Origin of the sequence: Actinotignum urematis (assembly GCF_051264595.1) — a bacterium.
In the GTDB taxonomy this organism is placed as follows: domain Bacteria; phylum Actinomycetota; class Actinomycetes; order Actinomycetales; family Actinomycetaceae; genus Actinotignum; species Actinotignum timonense_A.
This window is the reverse complement of sequence record NZ_JBOZBG010000027.1, coordinates 1-19,968: the sequence shown is the minus strand read 5'-3', so window position 1 is coordinate 19,968 and position 19,968 is coordinate 1. Positions and strand designations below refer to the sequence as shown.

The window sequence follows — 19,968 nt, the reverse complement described above, 5'->3', positions numbered from 1 at the left end:
AATTCTTCCGGGTCTTGGGGTAGCTGGGCTTCCAGTTGGTGGCGGGTTTTCGCTTTGATCTGGTCGCATTCTTTCTCATTCACGGGACTTTTCCGGCCTTTCAGCTTGAACTTCGTACACCAAGCATAAATGTTGGCCGGCGTAGCGATCCCTAGATCCTGGCCGATGGTATTGACGTTTTCGCCGTTCAGGTAACGCCGGCAAGCTTCTTTCTGGGTCGTGAGGGGCACGCGTTGGCGTGGTTGGTGCCCATCATTGGTTTTCCACGCCGGGTCTTTCGCGTTTTTCTTGGCCCACCGCCATAACGTTGCCTGGTCGGGATAACCCAGTTTTAAGACTGTTTGCCTCAGAGAGCCAAGCTTTTCCAGGGTGGCGAGGGCTCTTTGCTTGTCTTCGGTCGAGTACCTGATCCCGTTCGCAACTCCCGGTTTCTTATTCATTGAACGATCTCCTTAAAAATCTCTAGGAAACCGTCCGCACCCCCGAGCAGAAATCGGGCCAAAATGGTGCGTAGATTTGCACCCTGTTGTGGGCCCTCCACTGAAATCTTAAGTAAATGGATAGAACGCGAAAGCCCGCATCGCAGAAAAACATGCGATGCGGGCTAAGTTCGCGGCAGCTAGCCATTGCCCTGGCCGGGCAGCTAGCTACCCGTACTTACCCGTTCCCCTGGCCGGTGGGCGCGGGATTGGGATGGGCGCCGCCGCCCGAACCGCCAGAGCCACCCGATCCGCCCGAGCCGGAGCCGCCGGAACCTGAGCCGGCCGGCGGAGTGCTCGGGGTGGGAGTGGGCGCCGGGGCGATGCCCACGGTAATGCGCATCTCGGTATCGCGCTGCACCACGGTACCCGGGGCGATGCTCGCGTCCACAACCTTGCCAACCTTGGCCGGGTCGCTGACTTCTTGCTCGCCTTGGCCCACCACCGTGAGGCGAGCATCGCGCAGCGCCGCCCGCGCTTCATCCACGCTCATTCCGCGCACATCCGGAACCGCCACATTGCCGCTGGCCACCTGCAGCTTGACGGTGCTGCCCGGCTTCACGCTTTCACCCACATTCGGGCTGGTGGACACCACCCGGTCGCGGTCCTCGCTCGGATCATTGACCTGTTCCATACCGCCCACGGTCAGCCCCGCCGCCCGCAGCGCCTGCGAAGCCTGATCCGTGCTCATCCCCACCACATCGGGAACCTGCACGGCCGAGGGCCCGGAGGAGAAGTGCAAGGTCACCCGGCTGCCAACATCCACGGTGCTCCGCATCGCCGGGTTGGAGGATACAACCAGCCCCTTGTCCACGGTATCGCTGGAAACATCCGTACCGCGCACGAATTCCAGTCCCAAGCTGGTCAGCTGCTGGCTGGCCTGCACCTCGGTCCACCCCGTCATATCGGGAATCGTCACCTGCGCCACCGCGGTCTCGGTGGGCTGCGGCTCGGCGGAGTCGCCGCGGCCGGAGAGGAAGAACCAGCCCAGAATCCCCAGGGCGATAACAAGCAAAGCCACCCCGCCCCAAATGAAGGGCGCACTGGACTTCTTCTTCACCGGCGGTTGCGCGCCGGTTGCCGATGGGTCGTAGCCAGGATAGCTCCCGGTGGGGTAGCTGCCTGTGGGGTAAGCCCCGGGATAGGCGCCCGTCGGGTACCCGCCCGGGTAGGTGGGCGCGCCGCCCGGCTGCGTCGTCGTACTAGAAATTGCACCGGCACCGGCGCCGGCGCCCGCACCGCCCGCGGCACCGCCGGGGCTTCCGGCAGTCGCGGTGGGATAAGCAGTAGTGGAAGCGGGGCGTGTATTAGCGGCCGAATATGCTTGCGTGGCAGCCGTGGCGGCATTCGCGCCCGCGCCGCCGGCCGCGGCACCCGCCACACCAGCGCCCGCAATAGCACCGGCTCCCGCGATACCAGCCCCCGCCCCGTACGCATTCCACGAGGAAACCGCCGGGGCGTCCACGCCTTCCCCGCGCGCCGCGGCCAGCAGGTCCGCGCGGAATTCAGCGGCGTCCTGGTAGCGGTCCTCGCGGCTCTTCGCCAGGGATTTCATGACCACGCGGTCGATGGCGTCCGGGATATCGGAAGCGATCTGGGAAGCCGGCTTCGGGGTTTCCGACACATGCTGGTAGGCCACCGCCACCGCGCTATCGCCCACGAAGGGCGGGCGCCCGGTGAGGAGTTCGTAGAGCACGCAGCCGGTGGAGTACAGGTCCGAGCGCGCGTCCACCACTTCGCCGCGCGCCTGCTCGGGGGAGAGGTACTGGGCGGTGCCCACCACGGAATTGGTCTGCGTCATGGTGGCGGCGGAATCGGCGATGGCGCGCGCGATCCCGAAGTCCATGACCTTCACCTTGCCGCCGGTGGTGAGCATGATATTGCCCGGCTTGATATCGCGGTGAATGATGCCTTCGTGGTGGGAGTATTCCAGCGCGGAGAGCACGCCCACCACGATCTGCACGGCCTCGCCGATGGGCACCGGGTCCCCGCCGTGCAGCAGGGAGGCCACGGTGCGGCCCTTGACGTACTCCATCACGATATAGGGCAGCGCCAGCTCGGTGCCGCCCGCGGAGGTCACGGTTTCCTCGCCGGTATCGTACACGGACACGATGGAGGGGTGGTTGAGCGCGGCCGCCGATTGGGCTTCGCGCCGGAAACGGGCCAGGAAGGTGGCATCTTGCGCCAGGTCGGTGCGCAGGATCTTAATCGCTACCGTGCGTGAGAGCCGGGTATCGTAGCCGAGATGTACTTCGGCCATACCGCCTCGACCGATGATGTCGCCCACCTGGTAGCGGTTGCCGAGTACGCGGGGGATATCATTCACGTCGCGTCACCTTTCTGCTGAGCATCTGCTTAGTTCACCTTAGCTTCAAGTACTGTGCGGGCAAGGGGTGCGGCAACGGAGCCGCCGTCGCCATTCCACACCGCATTGCCCGAATTTTCCACGATCACGGCCACGGTATAGGCCGTGTCCCCGATGGTCGCATTCCCCACGAACCACGCGTGCGGGGGGATATCGTTCGTGATTTCCGCGGTCCCGGTTTTCCCGGACGTTTCAATCCCGGGGAGGGTGAAAAGATACCCGGTGCCGTGCTTGACCTCATCAACCATCATCTGGTGCATATAGCCCGCGGTTTGCTGGCTCATCGCCCGGGAGAGCACTTCCGGTTCGCTTTCGCTCACGGGTTCAAGATCCGCGGTGAGGGTGCGGCGCACCAGATTCGGTTTCATCACGACGCCGTCATTAGCAATCGCCGCCCCAACCATCGCCATCTGCATCGGGGTGACCCGAATATCGCGCTGCCCGATGGAATCCATGGCGAGCGCGGCGGCATCTTCCGGCGCGGGGAAACGCGAGGCGGACACAGGTAGCGGCGTGGCAAGCTCGCTATTGAAGCCGAATTTTTCGGCCTGCGCCACCATTTTTTCCGGGCCCACCTTGATCCCGCCAATCGCGAACGGGGTATTGCACGATTGCGCGAAAGCCTCGGTGAGTTTCACCTGCCCGGAGCCGTCCCCGCAGGCGGCCTGCCCGGGATTCCACATATCGTGCGTGGTTCCCGGCGGCACGAACGTGCGCGGGGCCTCCACCAGCGAATCGGGGGTGAGCCCGAGGTTTTCGATCATCGCGGTGGCGGTGAGGAGTTTGAAGGAGGAGCCGGGTGCGTATTGGTCGCCGCCGGTGGCCCGGTCGATGAGCGGCGTGGTGGGGTCGGCTTCGAGGGCCTGGTAGTTCTCGCGCGCGGCCGCGGTATCGTGCGTGGCTACGCCGTTCGGGTCGAATCCGGGCGTGGAGACCTGCGCCAGAATATCTCCGGTGCGGGAATTAAGTACGACGACGGCGCCGCGCTGGTTACCCAGCGCGGCGGCTGCGGCCTCCTGGAGCTGGGGGTCGATAGTGAGCTCAACGCCCCCGCCCTGGGGTTGGGAGCCGGTGATGAGTTCTTCGATACGCTGACCGGCCAGGGAGGAATCCGAGCCGCCCAGCACGGGGTTCATGGCGCGTTCCAAGCCCGTCATCGAGTTATGAGCGATGGAGTAGTAGCCGGTGAGGTTCGAGTAGATCTCCGGGCGCTCGTAGACGCGCAGGTAATTGTAGGCATCGTCGATGGGTTGGGAGGAGACGATGGATTCCCCGGCCACGATAATGGGACCGCGCTGGGTGCCGTATTCGCGGTAGAGCGTGCGCACATTCCACGCGTTGGCATTCAGGCTGGCGGCCTGGAAGAACTGGATTGCGGTGGTCGAGCCGGCCAAGCCTAAGAACATGACCGCGATGACCGCGACGAGCTGGCGGATAGGGCGATTCACGGGCGCACCACCTCCGTGCGAGCGCCGCCGGCCGAGCTTCCCGGGCCGCGCGGGGCGCGGCGCGCGTCGTCGTCGCCCTCACCATCGCCCTCATCAGCGTTCCCACGCAGGATCGCGAGTTCGTCGGTGGTGGGCAGCGGGCGGGCTTCTTCGGGGCGGCGCGCGGTGTGCGACATGCGGATAAGCAGCGCGATAATAATCCAATTCGTCAGCAGCGCCGAGCCGCCGTGCGCGAGGAAAGGCAGAGCCAGGCCGGTGAGCGGGATAATGCGCGTCACCCCGCCGATGACGATGAAGCATTGCAGCCCGAGCACGAAGGAAAGCCCGGAGGCGAGGAGTTTGCCGAAGCCGTCGCGTGATTCCAGGGCGACCCGCATGCCGCGGCTGATAAGAAGCAGGTAGATGCACAGGATGGCGCCCACGCCCACCAGCCCGAGTTCCTCGGCAAAGGAGGCGTAAATGAAATCGGAATGCGCCGCGTACACCAGGTTCGGGTAGCCGCGCCCGAGCCCCGCGCCGAAGAGCCCGCCGGAGGCCATGCCGAAGAGCCCCTGAACCACCTGGTAGGAGCCGCCGACGGCATCATAAAGTTCGGGGTCGAAGGGGTTGAGCCAGATGGCGAAGCGCGCCTGCACGTGGGAAACCGTGGTGGAAATGAACCACACGCCGCCCACGGTGAGGAGGCCGCCGATGGCCAGCCAGGAGACCTGCTCGGTGGCCACCCACAGCATCGCCACGAACAGCCCGAAGAAGAGCAGCGCGGTGCCGAAATCGCGTTCAAAAACGAGGACGCCCATGCACAGCGCCCAGGCGATGAGCACCGGGAGGATATGGCGGGCTTTGGGCAGGCGAATCCCCAGGATTTTCGGGCCGGCCAGCGCCAGGTTATCGCGTTCGGTCACGAGGTAGGCCGCGAAGAACACCGCGAAACAGATTTTCGCGACCTCCGCCGGCTGGAAGGACATCCCGCCCACCGCGATCCACAGGCGCGAGCCGTTGAGGGTGCGGCCCAGCGGGCTGAGCGGCAGCAGGAGCAGCACCACCCCGGCGATGAGGGAGGTCCACATGTAATTTTGCAGCACCCGGTAATTACGCACCGCGAGGATGGTGATGGCGAAGAACACCAGCGCCCCGGCCGTGAGGATGAGCTGGCTGCGGGCGTGGTTGGTATCCGCGGCGGCGTCCACCCGGTAGATCATGGCCAGGCCCAGCCCGTTGAGCGCGATCGCGCAGGGGAAGAGCACCGGGTCGGCGTAGGGGCACAGCGCGCGAATGAGCAGGTGACAGGCGAAAACCAGGGCGGCGCCGGCGCCCACCACCAGCGCGAAGCTCGGCGGCAGCGCGGCAGTACCCGCTCCGGCAGCATCCGCTCCTGTAGCAGGCGCTCCGGCATTGCCCGCGCCGGTATTACCCAGCCCGGTCCACACCAGGTAATAGGCACCCACCCCGATGGCTCCGGCCAGGAGCAGCAGGGTGATCTCGGGCCAGCGGCCGCGGCGCGTGCGCGGGGGAACCACCGTGCTCATCGGTTCTCTCCCGGGTTCGCGGGGGCGGGGGCGTTTGCGGCGGGTGCCGGCGCCGGCTGTTCTGGCGCGGGCGCGCTCTGCCCGGGTGCCGGGGTGGTCGCTCCCGGTGCCGGCGCGGCCGAAGCGCTGGGCGCGGGGCTCGCGCTCGCGGGCGCTGGCGTAGCTTCGTTGTTCTGGGCTTTTTGTTCACGCAGGGCGGCGACGACGGCGCGCGCTTCGCGCAGCGAAGCGCGCGTGATGGGTGTGGCTAGCCGATCTTGGGCCACCGGGGTGAGGTCACGGACCTGAAGATCAGTAGCTTCCGCTGCGTGGGAGAATTCCAGCGGGCCGAGCCGCTGCGGGATTCCCCGGTAAATCGTGACGATGCCATTGTTATTGGCCACGTAGTAGCGGCTTTGGGTCCAGCGGTAAGCGCCAAAGAGGCCGGCCACCGCCAGGCCCAGGATGGTCAGAATAACAGCCAGGCGTGCTCCCCAGCGCGCGCGGGGCGCCCCCTCCGCCCCCGAGTTTCCGCGGCCTGCACCGGATCCGCGGCCGGCATTACCTGCATCAGTCGCGGAGCTATTTTTCGCGTTTTTCTTGGCGCTTACCTTCGGGTGGGCACTTCCGGGCGCGGCGGTGGAATCGCTTGAGCTGTTGGACACCCCGGGAGTTTCACTATTGCCGGCATCGTTGTGGCTACCCGCACTAGCGCCGCCCGCAGCACCAGCCGCATCAGCGCCGCCAGCCCCGGCACCTGCGCCAGCCCCGACATTCGCATTCCGCGTCAGCGTCGCCGCTTTGGCGGCCGCGGAATTCCCCCCGCGGGTGGGCCGCCGGTAATCGCGCGCCGCCGAACCCACCACGATCGGCTGGGAGGGCAGCGGGCTGGTAAGTGCGGCGTCGTCAATAACATCCGCAAGAATAACCGTGACGTTATCGGGCGCGCCGGCCGCCAGCGCCAAATCAATGAGATGTTCGCCCAGCTGGTGCAGATCCGGGATCGCGCACATGGCGTGCTCGATGGTGTCATGCGCGACCACGCCGAACAGGCCGTCCGAACACAGCAGCCAGCGGTCCCCCACCCGCGCTTCCCGCACGGATTCATCCAGCTCCACCTCGCCGGGAGTATCCCCGAGCGCCCGCATAATCACATTGCGCTGCGGGTGGTGCTCAGCTTCCTCCGGGGTGAGCCGGCCGTGATCCACGAGGTACTGGACCAGGGTGTGGTCATGCGTAACCTGCCCGAGCTTCCCATCCCGCAACAAATACGCCCGCGAATCACCAATATGCACCATCGCGAGCTTATTCGAGGCGCGCAGCATCGCGATACAGGTGGTGCCCATGCCCGCCATTTTCGGGTTCTCCGCCACGAGCGCGAGCATATCGTCATGCGCGGCCTCCACCGCGCGGCGCAGCAGCGGCAGCAAATCATCGGCGGCGTGCACATCATCCACCGCCACCAAATGACCCACCGTCACCGACGAGGCGATATCCCCGGCGGCCGCCCCGCCCATCCCATCTGCCACCACGAGCAAATGAGGCGAGGCGTAGCCACCGTCCTGGTTATTGGAACGAACCAGGCCGACATCGGAAAACGCCGCGTAGCGTAGCTGAATACTCAAACTTGTAGCTCCATCGTGGTTTCCCCCACCTGAATAACAACGCCGGGGTCCAGCGCGGCCGAGCCGTTAATGCGGATCCCCCCTACCAGGGTACCGTTTGTTGAGCCCAGATCCTCCACCCAGCGCCGGCCCTCCGCCGCGAAAATCCGGGCGTGATGCCCGGAAGCATACGTGTCATCCAGGACGAGCGTGTTATCCGGGGCGCGCCCGATATAGACCGGTTGCGAGCTGAGCGGCACCGCGGTTCCCAGCAGCGGACCGCCGGTCACCACCAGGTAGACGGGCCGTTCGACGGGCGCGGCAGGCGCTGCGGGGGAGTCGTTTTCCGCGGGGGCGGGCGCGTGGATGCTGCGGCGTCGTGCCGAAAGAAGAGAAGAACGACGGCGCACGTCCGTTCCCAGCACATCGCGGCGCACCGTCAGCACGACGGCGAAAATGAACAGCCACAGCAGCGCTAGAAAACCGAAGCGCAATAAGGTTATTGCGAGATTCATGAGGCGGAGGCCGTTCCGGTCCAAAACATAATGTGGGTGCGGCCGATGGTGATGGTATTGCCGTCCACCAGGGTGGCCGCGCTAATGCGGTGGCCCTCCACGAAAGTGCCGTTCGTGGAGTTGAGATCCGTGGCGATCACGCCGTTCGGGGTGACCTGGAGTTCGAGGTGGTGGCGGGAGATGCCAGAATCGTCCACGCTGATATCGCAATCGGAGCCGCGGCCGATGATTGCGGTGGTGCCGGTGAGGAGGTAGCGGTCCCGGCCCACCTGGATGAGCGGGTTTTCCTCCGTGCCGGCGCTGCGAGTGGCCGGGGCGATGGCGCCGCGCTGCGTGGTTGTCCGGGTGCGTGCTGTTCCTTCGCGCAACTGGGGATCCTCCTCGAATGTGATCTCAATCGGGCCGACGAAAAGATAGTCCTGTTCGGTGGCGTATTCCACCGCGGAACGGGCGAGTTCCTCGCGGAGGGCTTCCTGGCCCCAGGAATCCACCCGGGCCAGATCCGCCGGGGCGAGCGCAACAGTAAAAACATTCGGGGCGACGGTGCGGTCGCGGGACAGCTCCGCGGCATCGCGCGTCATGGCCTTTTTGATGTCGGTGAGGATTTCCACCGGCTTCAGCTCGGACTGGAAAACGCGGAACGCCCCGGCGACGGCGTTCTCCACTCCTTTTTCAAACTTCCCGAGGGCGCCCATGGCCCTGCCCCTTCCCTATTCCTGTTCGCTTCTGTAGCTTCTCAGCCTTTGTAGCTCGTCAAGCTTCCGCGGCCGCTGAAGCTTCGTGAGCCTGTGTAGCTTCGTGAACCGTTGCGGCTTCTCAAGCTTCTGTAGCGCTCAGCCTGTGTAGCTCGTCAAGCCTCCGCGGCTTCTATAGGCGACTGTAATCGCCCGCGCCGGTGCGCCGCTACCTTCCGCGCCGTGAGCGGAGCGGGTAGTGGGGCGACGACGCCCAGCTGGCAGTGCGGCGCTGCGACGCGTCTCACGTAAATTCGTGCTGCAAAAACTTGGACTAATCGGGGATGAGACGATAAGCTCATACGTGCACTTGCTCAAGTGGCGGAATAGGCAGACGCGCACGGTTCAGGTCCGTGTGCCCGTGAGGGCGTGGGGGTTCAACTCCCCCCTTGAGCACCACAGTTGATATGAGCTCCGCTGGCATTGCCCATAGCGGTTTTGGCGATATCGCCCCAAATGTCATTACCCGGCATGACCCCTAATTTTCCATTGCGCTCTACAGCGTTGTGCCGTACAGTTATCGCCGGATAGTTCCTTTCTTTCATGGGAATATCCTTTCCGACAGAGACCCCGGCGCTCTCACCGCCGGGGTCTTTGATTTCAACTCTGGACGGCAGCACCGCGGGTTGAAAGATCAATAGCGATCCCACAACAGGGTGCAAATCTACGCACCATTTTGGCCCGATTTCTGCTCTGAGTTTGCACTACGCAGCCCCGACCGTCCGGAATTTGCACTATGTTTGCCCTTGACTTGGTGACGAGCCTTCATCGCGAACAAAGTGTACGTGGGTGACAGTTTTTCCCTGTTTTATTGTCAGGGACGTACATTCTGTGGCCGGTACGGTTCAGAATGCACGTTTTGTTGCCCCGCTGGGGCATCGTCGCACCGCGGCCGGCGGGGCGGGTGGTGTGTTTTCCGGAGTGTACTGCGGATGTTGTACAAGCGAAGTACAGCTCTGACAACACATGCCTCCTCCCCAGGGACTGGTGTGAATCCTGAGGTTCGAGTTATAGGGGCCTATAGGGCACCCGGCGCTCGCTCAACTCGCGAAACGCATGGCTTACGGGGCGCTCGGCGCCCGGAATTTCTGTGCTACGATTCCACCCATGGGCATTCAACTATTCCTGTAGATCGGCGTGGCGCCTCGCGTTGAAGCGCGGCAGTCACGCCAGGTCACGCACGCAGCACTCACCGGTAGGTACATTGGCGCACTCGCGCTCACTCCGCGTACCCCCGCAATTTTCGCGTGCTCCGCTCCCGATCAGCTCCGCCTAAGCTCGGTGCACCGCCAGTTCAGAACCGGCTCTAGCTCAGCTCCGGATCCTGATCCAGCTCCACGGAATATTCGAACCACAGCATCTTGAGGAATCCCATGACCCAGCCCTCGGCCGCGTCCGCCACGCACCCAAAACCCACCCCGCATATCTCCCGCTTCGCTGCCTTCCGCCCGTGCTCGCTGCGCTTCTCCGAGGAACACATCCACGCCTACCCGAATCGGCCCCTCGCGTTCCTCCTCGCCATTACCCGCGAAAACGCCGGGCTGATCGCGCTGACCACGCTGATCGCCTGCCTGACCTCGGTGGCCAGCGTGGCCCAAATTCACTTCGTTGGGAAAATGCTAGATTCCGGGCTGGAGCACGGCATCACCGCCGAGCTCCTCGCTCCGGCAGGGGCCTTCGTCGTCGCCACTCTTATTCTTGCCCTCACGCTCTGCACGGAAATCCCCGAGAACGTGCTGTGGATGCGGGCGATGATCCATCCGCAGCGCACCCTCGCCGCCCGGCTTTTCCCGCGCCGCACTGATCTGGAGATGCAAACCGGCGACGTCGTCTCCGTGCTCAACTCGGATACCTACATGGTCGGGGCCATGCTCATCAACACCCCGTCCACCCTGGCCTCGCTGCTGTCCTTCGCGCTGGTGGCGGTGCTCATGATGCGGATGAGTGTGCCGCTTGGCCTCGCGGTGATTATCGGCCTGCCGCTGGTGATGGCGGTTGTCTCCTGGATTTCCCGCGTCATGGCCAAATGGCGCGAGCCGCTGCGCGAGGAACAGGGCAAACTCACCACATTGGCCACGGACGGCGTGGTCGGGCTGCGGGTGATGCGCGGCGTCGGCGGAGAAGATTACTACAATGCGCGCTACCGCGAACAATCGGAAGCGGTCAAAAAGGCCGGTTTCGACGCCGCCCCGTCGCGTGCCCTCATGTCCACCGTGACCAACGGCGGCCCGCTTATTTTCCAGGCGGTCATCGTGACGGTGGGCGTGAGCATGCTACTTAGCGGGCACCTCACCGCCGGCGAACTCTTCGCGTTCGCCGGCTATTGCGCCATCCTCTCCATGCCCATCATCATGTTCTCCAGCTTCGCGACCAGCGCGGTCGCGGCCTGGGTCAGCGCCAAAAAAATCACGCGCGCGCTCGCGGCCGAACCGCTGCTGCCCGATACCGGCACTGTGATTCCGCCGGACTGGCGCGCGGTTTCGCTGTACGACGCCGCGGCGGACTTGCACATCGAAGCCGGGCGCTTCACGGCCGTGGTGGGTGCGAACGTGGAGGAGGGCACCGCGATTGCGGCGCGGCTCGCGCGTATGAACGACGACGCCGCCATCCGCCTGCGCTGGCCTGCCCCGCCACCTAACGGCGAGCCGGGCGGGGCGCCCGCTCCGGGCGAAGCCCGCGCCGCGGATATCCCGCTGGACGAACTCCGCGCCCACATCCGCTACTCCGGTCCGGTCGCCGATCTTTTCGCCGGCACCCTGCGTGAGAATCTCCAGGGCGAGCACGCTCCGGCTGTTCCGGCCCGCACCCTGCCCCAGCTGTTCGAGGATTATTCGAGCGGACAGGCCGGCCACCAGCACGCCCCGGCGGATACCAGCGCCGATGACCAGCTCAACCGAGCGCTGGCCGCCGCCCAGGCCCGCGACGCCGTGGAGTCGCTGGGCGGCCTGGACGGCACCGTGACCGAGCGCGGCCGCAATGTTTCGGGTGGCCAGCGCCAGCGCCTGGTGCTGGCCCGGCTGCTGGCCTCCGACCCGGAGATCGCCATCCTCGTGGACCCCACCTCCGCGGTGGATTCCCACACCGAGGCCCGTATCACCGCTGCCTTGGCCCAGGCCAGGAAGGGGCGCACCACCGTGGTTGTCTCGGCATCCCCGCTGGTGCTGGGGGCAGCTGACGTCGTCGTTCTTATTCGCGACGGCAAAGAAATCGCGCGCGGCACGCACGCGCACCTACTCGACCACCCGGACTACCGCCGCATCGTGGTGCGGGAAACCGGAGAAGAACCGCAACCCGGAGAGGAGCCGGCATGATCCTTCCCATCGCATCCCGCCGTTTTTCCGTGCGTGCCCTGGCGCGCATTGTCCGCGGGCGCCTGGGCGAATTCAGCCTGGTCGTCGGGCTGCAATTGGTGGCGGCCATCGCGGCCGTTATTTCGCCCATCGTGATCGGCCGCGCTATCGACATCGCCGGCCACCCGGAAGCCGCCGCCCGCGCGGCCACGCTCATCGCGCTCATGCTCGGGGCGGTCGCGGTCCACACGCTGTTCACGTTCCTCGCGGATCTGCGCGCGGAATACTTTGGCAACCGGGTTTTCGCCCAGCTGCGCGACGGCGTGGTGCACGGTATCACCCACTTGCCCCTTGACCTGGTGGAAAGCGCCGGCTCCGGCGACCTCCTCGGCCGCACCACGGACGATATCACCCGCGTGCAATTCTTCATCCAACGCGGAATTTCCAGTCTCGTGGTGCTGGTGACCACCGTGTGCGTCTCGCTGGGTGCGGCGCTGCTGGCGGCCCCGGCCCTCGGCTGGACGCTGTTCCTCACGGCGCTGGTCACCGCGGTGGTGCGCTGGTTCCTGCGCCGTATCGTCCCGGTTTTCCAGTCGGGGAGCGCGGTGCGCGCGGCATTTGCCGGCTCGGTTTCCGAAACCGTCACCCAAAAAACCACCGTCGACGCCCTCAATCTGGGGCGGGTGCGCCTCGGGCGCCTGGGCACCTTCATCGAGGAACACGTGCGCGTGGAAACGTACGGCGCGGGAATCGTGTGGCTGTTCCGCGCCGGCGTGGCGCTGTCCGTGTGGCTGCCGGTCCTGGTCACGCCGCTGGTAGGCGCGCTGCTCATCCCGCGCGGCGCCGCGACCCTCGGCCAGGTCATCACGGTCACGATGCTCGCGATCCAACTGGCCGGCCCGCTCGAAGAACTCGGCTGGTTCATCACCGAACTCCAGTATTCCCTGGTGTCCTTCGCCCGCATTTTCGGGGTGGATACGGTGCCGCCGGAGTCGCGCCCCGACGTGCCGCGTGGAACCGATGTGGAATTGCGCGGCGTGCGTTTCCGTTACGGCCGCACTATTAACGACGACGCCGGGCCTAGCGAGCCACGCGCCTACGCGCTCAAGGGCGTTGATCTGGAGGTGCGCAGCGGTGAGCACCTGGCGATTGTGGGGCCGTCCGGGGCCGGGAAATCCACGCTGGCCCGGCTGATTGCCGGAATCAACCGGCCCGAATCGGGCGCGGTGCGGATCGGCGGGGCGGATGCTTCCCGGATTCGGGAGGATCACCTACATGCCACGGTATCGCTGGTCACGCAGGAGCACCATGTGTTCGTGGGAACGGTGGCCGATAACCTGCGCATGGCCCGCGCCGATGCCAGCGAGGCGGAGATGCGGGCCGCGCTCGCGGCGGTGGAATTGGATCTGCCTTTGGAAGAGCGGTTGGCGGGCGGGGCGCGCGAGCTTTCGCCCGCGCAGGCCCAGCAGTTGGCGCTGGCCCGCATTATTGTGCTGGACCCGCAGATCCTTATTTTGGACGAGGCCACCGCGATGCTGGATCCGAATGCGGCGCGCTCGGCGGAGCGCGCCCTGGCGCGGGTGCTGGAAGGGCGCACCGTTATTTCCATCGCGCACCGCCTGTATAGCGCCCATGCAGCGGACCGGGTGGCCGTGATGATCGACGGCCGGGTTGCCGAGCTGGGCAGCCACGATGAGCTGGTCGAACGCGGCGGGGAATACGCCCGGCTGTGGGAGATGTGGCAGGCGGTGGATGCGCCGGAGGTGTGAGGATGAAAGGGTGAGGCGCGAGTGCGTTCCGGGAGCCATTATGCGCATATGAAATGTGTAAAGATGCAGGTCAGTGGCTTGTGAGTAGGTGATCTGGCGGTTGGGTGCGGGGTGGCGGGTGAATAGTGGTGTCTTTCTCTTGACAAATATGCAAGGAAATCGGTTAAGGTATGTGTTTGAAGGCCACTGGATGGTGGTTGTTTCACGCGCCAACAGATAGGGATTGCCGGGAGGGCTTGGTTTTTCGCGGTTTTCTTGGTGTTGGTTGGATTCTAATCAAGCTTGGTGCTTGGTACTTGTGGAAAGGTTTGTCTTGATGTTCAAGATTGGGAAACGGGTTGCGGCGTCTGTTGCTGCGCTCGCTGTTGTGACGGGGGGGGTAGCGTCTTATAGCTTTGCGGCCGAGCATATGGTGAAGGACCTTGTGGTCGCGGTTGTGGCTGATGGTACCCCTGACTTCAGCCAAGAAGCAGGCCCTGGTAAAGATACCGGCCCGAAGAATGGGGTTGTGCGTTCGCTGGATACTGTTGATTATGAGGTGTCCTGGCAGGTCACCGAGGATGGTGACTATACGCTTGAGGCGGACTTGCCTGCTGGTGTGGAGTTTGCTCCGGGTTCTGATTCTTTCTGTAAGAACGCGGGCAGCGCGATCAAGAATGATTTGACGTACCAGAATAAGAACACGCTTCGCTGTGAGCTGTCGGGTACGGCTGGGCAGTCGGTGAAGTCGGCGGTGAAGGTGTTTGTGCGCCGGGCCGCGAATGACTCGGTGATCCCGCTCCAGTTCACGGCTGGTGGTGTTACCTCGAATACGGTGTCGACAAAGGTGTCGGCAAAACCAGACTTCACCGTAACCCATACCCCTATTCACTCTGTGCAGTATGAGCAGGTAGATGGGCTAATTTGGGGCTCAATGGGCGTTTCTATTAATGCTCCTCGCCCCTCTCAGGGGTTGAATAAAGGTCTTGAAGCACTCAGTGGTGACTATCGAGTGAGCATCCCGGTGAAACTACCGGAAGGCTCTATCGTCAATTGCTCAAACGAATCGCATTCACCATTTTGGCCATACAACTATTTGAGAAACGACCCGAAGGTTAGTGAAGACAACTCATTTAGAAACTCGGGTCAGTGCACTAACGGTACGTATCGTGATGGTATTTTTTCTTTTGATGTAACCGGGGCTGATCTTACCGCATCATCGTGGCCGACCCGTGAGAATACTGGTGGGCAGTGGGGTCTGGGCCGAACCGAAATATCTCAAGTTCGCATTAATATTAATATTCCCGTTGCGGCGGCTGCTACTCAGCGGACTATCGAGTGGGGTGAAGCTAGCATCGTTGCTAAAACCCTGAATAACGAAGAATACGCGATGGAATCAGCGGCGTATTCTCAAGGAATCATCGATCCTAATAAGCCATCTGTTGGTCGCGATCCTATCTCTTTCTATCCGAGTGTAGACAGGTTTTCTCCAGGAGAAAGCCTTGCTTTAGGTGAAGAAAAGAAAGCGTTCATATGGTCGCGATGGCATGTGCTTGGGGTGCACCAAGGCAAGGGTGTAACCGCATGTTTCGCTGCTAATCCCCAGCAACTCCAATTTGCGCCCCACGGTCAGGGCACAGCATTTAACTTGAATGATGGAAGCGGTAATAAATTAGCGGAGAGCTTTGAGTATTACCGTGGTGACGATGATTCACTTTCGGAGTCTTTTACCTGTGGCGCGTATGGGGATAGTGCGCCGGGGTGGAGCACTGATGCGGGTGACATGTCCACGGTAAAGGCTGTTCGCGTTCGTGTAACAGATAAGGCAAAAGCCGATCAAAGTTGGAGCTTTACCGCTGCGGTACATCGCCCCACCACTTATACAACCCAGGTTGGAGCGCGAATCCCGGTCAAACATATTATTGTGCTTGACGGAACCGAGCGCGTGTTCCGTTCAAACTCGTATTTCACTGCTGTTGATGGAACCTTTGGTTTGAATCCGGCCTGGGATAAGGCGGATGGTTTGTTTGGTCAGGTCCGTAACCTGAATCTTGGTTTCACCGCTAAAGACGGCCTAAACGAAGGCACGGTCACGGCTACGCTTCCGGCGTGTTTGAAAGTCACCAACCCCGGCACCGGGGAACTAACCCCAGCCACGGGTGATGTGGATCGGGAGAATTGCGGTATTCCTGGGGATACTGTCACCTTCCCCGTGGTGGATGGTAACCCGAACTATGTAGTGCAGGCCCAGGTCATGGCTAAGTCACCGCAAACCGGGACCACGAAGGTTATCCTGGACTCTCCTCAGCAGCCACTGAGCGAGGTACGCCGTTCTAAGAGCATCTCGTTCACCACCGGTCTGGTTGAGCAGGCCACCGTGTCCGTCTCTACCAGCGCTCCGGAAAACACAGTGACGTTGGAGAACGGGACGGCGGCGATTCCGTTCACGCTTGCGTGGGGTAACGCCACCACCGGTAATGCCACGGGCGAGCTTGTGTGGTCAGTGCCCGAGAACGTAGTCCTCGCATCCGTAGGTACCCCGTCCGACGACGCGTCAGTGCAATGCACGACTCAAGATCGCACCGAAGTAACAACCGCTCTTGCGGCTGATAAATCCGGTAAGACTCTCTCGTGGTCGGACTGCCCGGCAGATCCCGCGACTGTGACGGCTGTAAAGGTTTCTACCGGTGATCTGGCATCTACTGCGACCGGTACTCTGCCCGTGAGCGTTACCGCCAACACGGTTGGTGACGTGAATACGTCGTTCACCGCGGGTGTCTTCACCACGGCCGGGGACGGCAAGGTTGATTTCACTGAGGCTACCCCGCTCTCGGTGTATGTCCGTACACCCGCCCCGGCAGATACAGTGACCGAGGGCGCGTGGGAGGATGCAACCGATGCTTCCGCCAAGGATTGTGACACGAAGCAGGTAACCCAAACTCGCACCGTGACCACGACCCCGCACAAGTGGGACCCGGCCGGAAAGCAATGGGTTGCTGACCCGGATCACGCGACCACGAAGACTGAGACTCAGACTCGTGCTATGACCGATAGTGAGCTTCAGGTTTGTACCCCCAAGCCCGCCGATGACGTGAAGACAGCCGAGTGGGTGGATCAAGATGGCGCGGACGCGAAGAACTGTGCTGCTAAGACCGTCACGCAGACTCGCAGTAAGACCACAACCCCGTATAAGTGGGATACCGTCTCTAAGACGTGGGTTTTGGATGCGGATAAGGTGAAGGTTGAGTCTGAGACTCAAACCCGCCCCATGACAGACACGGAACTCATGGCGTGTGCGATTCGCCCCGCCGACAAGATCGATACCACCGAATGGGTAGACAGTACTGAGGAGGATGCGAAGGATTGCGCTACCGGTAAGGTGACTCAGACTCGCTCGAAGACCACAACCCCCTATAAGTGGGACACCGTGGCTCATGAGTATGTGCTGGACACCGAAAACTCAGTAACTGTAACTGAGACCCAGACTCGTGACATGACCGACGCTGAGCTGCAAGTCTGTACCCCCAAGCCCGCCGACAAGATCGACAACACGGAGTGGGTGGATTCGACTGATGAGGGTGCTAAGGATTGCCAGACCGGTAAGGTCAAGCAGTCACGTAGCGTGACGACCACGCCCTATAAGTGGGATGCCACTAGCAAGAAGTGGGTGGCGGATACTGACAAGGCCGTGACCACGACTGAGACCCAGGTTCGGGATATGACAGATAGCGAGCTGCAGGTCTGCACGCCTGCACCCGCCGACGATGTAAAGACCACGGAGTGGGTTGACTCGACTGATGAGGGCGCTAAGGACTGTCAGACCGGTAAGGTCAAGCAGTCTCGCAGCGTGACGACGACTCCCTATAAGTGGGATGCGGCTACCAAGAAGTGGGTGGCGGATACTGAGAAGGCCGTGACTACGACTGAGACTCAAACTCGGGATATGACAGATAGTGAGTTGCAAGAATGCACCGTGAACCCCGGCCTCAAGGTTGAAGAAACCGAATGGACTGACTCGGCTGAGGACGGTGCGAAAGACTGCGCTACCCGCAAAGTCACCCAAACCCGGACTGTGACAACCACGCCTTATAAGTGGGACAGTGTCTCGAAGAAGTGGGTGCTTGATCCGGAGAACGCTACTACTAAGACCGAGTCTCAGGTTCGGGATATGAACGAGGACGAGGTAAAGGTCTGTATGGCTGGTACCGGTGTCCCGGTCTATCCGGATCCGACTCCGGTTCCCCCGAACGGGAGCGTGACTATTGATCCGATCAACGGGCCCGATAACCCTGCCCAATGTGAACCCACCGGTCCTATCACGCGCGCTGACGGAGTGACCATTACGGTGGATAAGGATTGCAAGGTCACCATCACTATCCCTGAGGGCAAGACTCCCGGTCTGTTGACTCCGCCTGTCGAGGTGACACCGAAATACCCCACCCCTGATAAGCCGGTGGTTACTGTACCGGTGAAGGTGATTGATACACCGGATTGGGATGATACGACCACGACCCCGGGCACCCCGGTAACCGTTGAAAAGAAGAAGGGCGAGGTACCTGAGGGGACCACGACCGAAGTAAACGGTCCTGGTACTGCGGTGTTGAACCCTGACGGGTCTATCACGGTTACCCCGGGTGAGAGCGCCAAGCCTGGTGAGACGATCACGGTCAAGGTTGTTGATAAGGTAGGCAACCCCCTCGATAACATCACCGTGACGATTACGGAGCCGGCACCCGGCCCGGACTGGGACGACTCGATCACTGGGCCTGGTAAGAAGATCACCGTACCCAACAAGGGCGGTGACGTACCTGGTGGCACCACGGTGACGGTGAACGGCCCGGGAACAGCAACACTCAATCCGGATGGCAGTATCACTGTCACCCCGAATGAAGACGCGAAGCCTGGTGAGAAGATCACCATCACGGTTAATGACGGTAAGGGTAAGGCCTTGGATTCGTTTACCGTGAAGATCGGGAAACTCAAGACCAGCGCGAAGAACCTGCCCGTGACTGGTGCGACTACGACGGGCATGGCTGGCCTAGCGGCAGTGTTCATGTTGGCTGGTGGGCTGATGGCCTGGCGGCGTCGTCGTAACTAAACAAAATAAGAGCCATATCGGCTAGCCCCGCCAGTGTGTAGGGGCTGGGGGTGGTAGGTGAATGTACGAAACTGGTTTACCTACCACCCCCATTTATTTTCATTGCGCCAGCCGTGCAGTTGTGGTGGCGCTAGGCGTGCAATTCGTATTGCGCTGGGTGTGCATTTTTTCGTTGCGTTGGGGTGTTGTGGTGAGGCTTGAGTTATTAGAAACCCTCGTATCGTATTCGAGGCTTGGGACGATGGACGCGGTAGCCCGCCAGTGTGGGTGTACCACCGCGGCGGTTGTGAAGCGTATCCAGTTGTTAGAAGAAGAAGTAGGCTATCGGCTCACCCAAAGAGCCGGGCGGGGTAGCGAGCTCACGCCCGCGGGTTGGCATCTGGTGGAGCGTTCTATCCAGATTCTTGGGTTGGTGGATAAAACCGTGAGCGAGATACGAGGGGCGGTGGATGACCCACGCGGGCGGATCGTGATTGTGGGACGCGAGTCCGCTGCCCTGGAGAGTCTCGCAACTGTGATGGGGCGGGTGCGGCAGGAGTATCCGGGGATTAGTTTCGAGGTAGTGGCGTGTGGGCGGGAGCAAGCGGCTCGCATGCTCAGTGAGGGTGGGGCGTCTTTCGCGGTGTTGGATGCCTCGTGGGAGTGTGAGTCTTGGGAGACACTGAGCTTGCCGGGTGAGGACCGGTGGGGACTACTCGTGAGGGCTGGTAGTGATCTGGCGGGCAGAGAAGCAGTGCGGCGTGCGGATATTACGAAGCGGGCGTTGGTATTGCCGCATGAGGGTAGCCGGGAGCTTGGGTATTGGTTGGATAAGGAAAACCAGTTGGATGTGGTGGGCCGGTATGGGTCTGGGCGGGTGGCTTGCCACCTGGTTGAGGCCGGGGTTGGTGAGGCTATTGTCTTGGAGAATGCCGTTGCGGAGAACGCGGGCATGATCGGGGCAGCGAATTCTGGTGGTGCTTCTGGTTTGGTGTTTGTGCCGCTCGATTGGCTGGTTGGTTTGCGGTGTGTGTTGGCGTGGAGCAAGCAGGCACGGCTTGGGCGGGCTGGTGAGGTGTTCGTGGAAACAGCCCGGGAAGCCTTTCGCATGGTAGATTGACATTACGGGTTAATAGACAAAAAGTGGGTCTAATGACGGCGTGTCGTTGGCTTGGATCCGGATCAGATCCGTACGAATCGGGT

At 62.5% G+C, this 19,968-nt stretch carries 12 protein-coding genes, 1 tRNA gene and 1 pseudogene; 6 read left to right on the top strand and 8 right to left on the bottom strand.

Annotated elements, in window-relative coordinates; translation table 11 throughout:
- The 7 genes from ACRQDJ_RS08990 to ACRQDJ_RS08960 all read right to left on the bottom strand — a co-directional run.
- Nucleotides 1-440 (bottom strand): hypothetical protein (locus ACRQDJ_RS08990; RefSeq protein ID WP_284883219.1); only part of this gene is annotated, 440 nt, incomplete at its 3' end.
- Nucleotides 441-657: 217 nt separating this feature from the next.
- Nucleotides 658-2,805: a Stk1 family PASTA domain-containing Ser/Thr kinase gene (gene pknB, locus ACRQDJ_RS08985; protein WP_284897475.1), complete on the bottom strand. Its 2,148-nt coding sequence runs from the start codon at nucleotides 2,803-2,805 to the stop codon at nucleotides 658-660.
- A gap of 29 nt (nucleotides 2,806-2,834) precedes the next feature.
- Complete coding sequence (locus tag ACRQDJ_RS08980; RefSeq protein WP_284897473.1) at nucleotides 2,835-4,292, bottom strand: penicillin-binding transpeptidase domain-containing protein; 1,458 nt, start codon at nucleotides 4,290-4,292, stop codon at nucleotides 2,835-2,837.
- A complete protein-coding gene (locus ACRQDJ_RS08975; RefSeq protein WP_435713188.1) occupies nucleotides 4,289-5,818 on the bottom strand; it encodes an FtsW/RodA/SpoVE family cell cycle protein in 1,530 nt (509 codons plus the stop codon). The genes ACRQDJ_RS08980 and ACRQDJ_RS08975 overlap by 4 nt, the downstream gene beginning before the upstream one ends.
- Nucleotides 5,815-7,422 carry a PP2C family protein-serine/threonine phosphatase gene (locus tag ACRQDJ_RS08970; RefSeq protein ID WP_284897469.1) on the bottom strand — a complete coding sequence of 536 codons (1,608 nt, stop codon included), beginning with the start codon at nucleotides 7,420-7,422 and terminating at the stop codon, nucleotides 5,815-5,817. The genes ACRQDJ_RS08975 and ACRQDJ_RS08970 overlap by 4 nt, the downstream gene beginning before the upstream one ends.
- Nucleotides 7,419-7,916, bottom strand: coding sequence for an FHA domain-containing protein FhaB/FipA (locus ACRQDJ_RS08965; RefSeq protein ID WP_087070128.1), 498 nt, complete (start codon nucleotides 7,914-7,916; stop codon nucleotides 7,419-7,421). Before ACRQDJ_RS08965 ends, ACRQDJ_RS08970 begins: the two co-directional genes overlap by 4 nt.
- Nucleotides 7,913-8,611, bottom strand: a complete 699-nt coding sequence (locus tag ACRQDJ_RS08960; protein WP_087070127.1) for an FHA domain-containing protein — start codon at nucleotides 8,609-8,611, stop codon at nucleotides 7,913-7,915. Before ACRQDJ_RS08960 ends, ACRQDJ_RS08965 begins: the two co-directional genes overlap by 4 nt.
- Nucleotides 8,612-8,962: 351 nt before the next feature.
- On the opposite strand from ACRQDJ_RS08960, the gene ACRQDJ_RS08955 reads away from it, so the two are divergent.
- A tRNA-Leu gene (locus ACRQDJ_RS08955) sits at nucleotides 8,963-9,049 on the top strand.
- Here the strand turns inward: ACRQDJ_RS08955 and ACRQDJ_RS08950 are convergent.
- Nucleotides 9,028-9,195: a hypothetical protein gene (locus ACRQDJ_RS08950; RefSeq protein WP_284897468.1), complete on the bottom strand. Its 168-nt coding sequence runs from the start codon at nucleotides 9,193-9,195 to the stop codon at nucleotides 9,028-9,030. The genes ACRQDJ_RS08955 and ACRQDJ_RS08950 overlap by 22 nt on opposite strands.
- Before the next feature lie 828 nt (nucleotides 9,196-10,023).
- Between ACRQDJ_RS08950 and ACRQDJ_RS08945 the strand changes: the two genes are divergently transcribed.
- From ACRQDJ_RS08945 to ACRQDJ_RS08925, 5 genes and pseudogenes are all read left to right on the top strand, one after another.
- The gene (locus ACRQDJ_RS08945; RefSeq protein WP_284897467.1) at nucleotides 10,024-11,961 is read left to right on the top strand and encodes an ABC transporter transmembrane domain-containing protein; all 1,938 of its coding nucleotides are present in this window, start codon (nucleotides 10,024-10,026) and stop codon (nucleotides 11,959-11,961) included.
- Nucleotides 11,958-13,709 carry an ABC transporter ATP-binding protein gene (locus ACRQDJ_RS08940; protein WP_284897465.1) on the top strand — a complete coding sequence of 584 codons (1,752 nt, stop codon included), beginning with the start codon at nucleotides 11,958-11,960 and terminating at the stop codon, nucleotides 13,707-13,709. Before ACRQDJ_RS08945 ends, ACRQDJ_RS08940 begins: the two co-directional genes overlap by 4 nt.
- 316 nt (nucleotides 13,710-14,025) lie before the next feature.
- Nucleotides 14,026-14,424 (top strand): annotated as a pseudogene (locus ACRQDJ_RS09270) (hypothetical protein); the annotation flags it as partial.
- A 1,188-nt stretch (nucleotides 14,425-15,612) separates the two neighbouring features.
- Nucleotides 15,613-18,786 carry an Ig-like domain-containing protein gene (locus ACRQDJ_RS08930; protein WP_435718000.1) on the top strand — a complete coding sequence of 1,058 codons (3,174 nt, stop codon included), beginning with the start codon at nucleotides 15,613-15,615 and terminating at the stop codon, nucleotides 18,784-18,786.
- Between the two features lie 61 nt (nucleotides 18,787-18,847).
- Nucleotides 18,848-19,885, top strand: coding sequence for a LysR family transcriptional regulator (locus ACRQDJ_RS08925; RefSeq protein ID WP_284897460.1), 1,038 nt, complete (start codon nucleotides 18,848-18,850; stop codon nucleotides 19,883-19,885).
- Nucleotides 19,886-19,968 lie beyond the last annotated feature (83 nt).

Bases quoted from the DNA above. Each gene is read 5' to 3' on its own strand.
- ACRQDJ_RS08945 (WP_284897467.1), top strand. From the start codon at position 10,024: ATGACCCAGCCCTCGGCCGCGTCCGCCACGCACCCAAAACCCACCCCG.
- ACRQDJ_RS08960 (WP_087070127.1), bottom strand. From the start codon at position 8,611: ATGGGCGCCCTCGGGAAGTTTGAAAAAGGAGTGGAGAACGCCGTCGCC.
- ACRQDJ_RS08925 (WP_284897460.1), top strand. From the start codon at position 18,848: ATGTACGAAACTGGTTTACCTACCACCCCCATTTATTTTCATTGCGCC.
- ACRQDJ_RS08940 (WP_284897465.1), top strand. From the start codon at position 11,958: ATGATCCTTCCCATCGCATCCCGCCGTTTTTCCGTGCGTGCCCTGGCG.
- ACRQDJ_RS08965 (WP_087070128.1), bottom strand. From the start codon at position 7,916: ATGAATCTCGCAATAACCTTATTGCGCTTCGGTTTTCTAGCGCTGCTG.
- ACRQDJ_RS08950 (WP_284897468.1), bottom strand. From the start codon at position 9,195: ATGAAAGAAAGGAACTATCCGGCGATAACTGTACGGCACAACGCTGTA.
- ACRQDJ_RS08975 (WP_435713188.1), bottom strand. From the start codon at position 5,818: ATGAGCACGGTGGTTCCCCCGCGCACGCGCCGCGGCCGCTGGCCCGAG.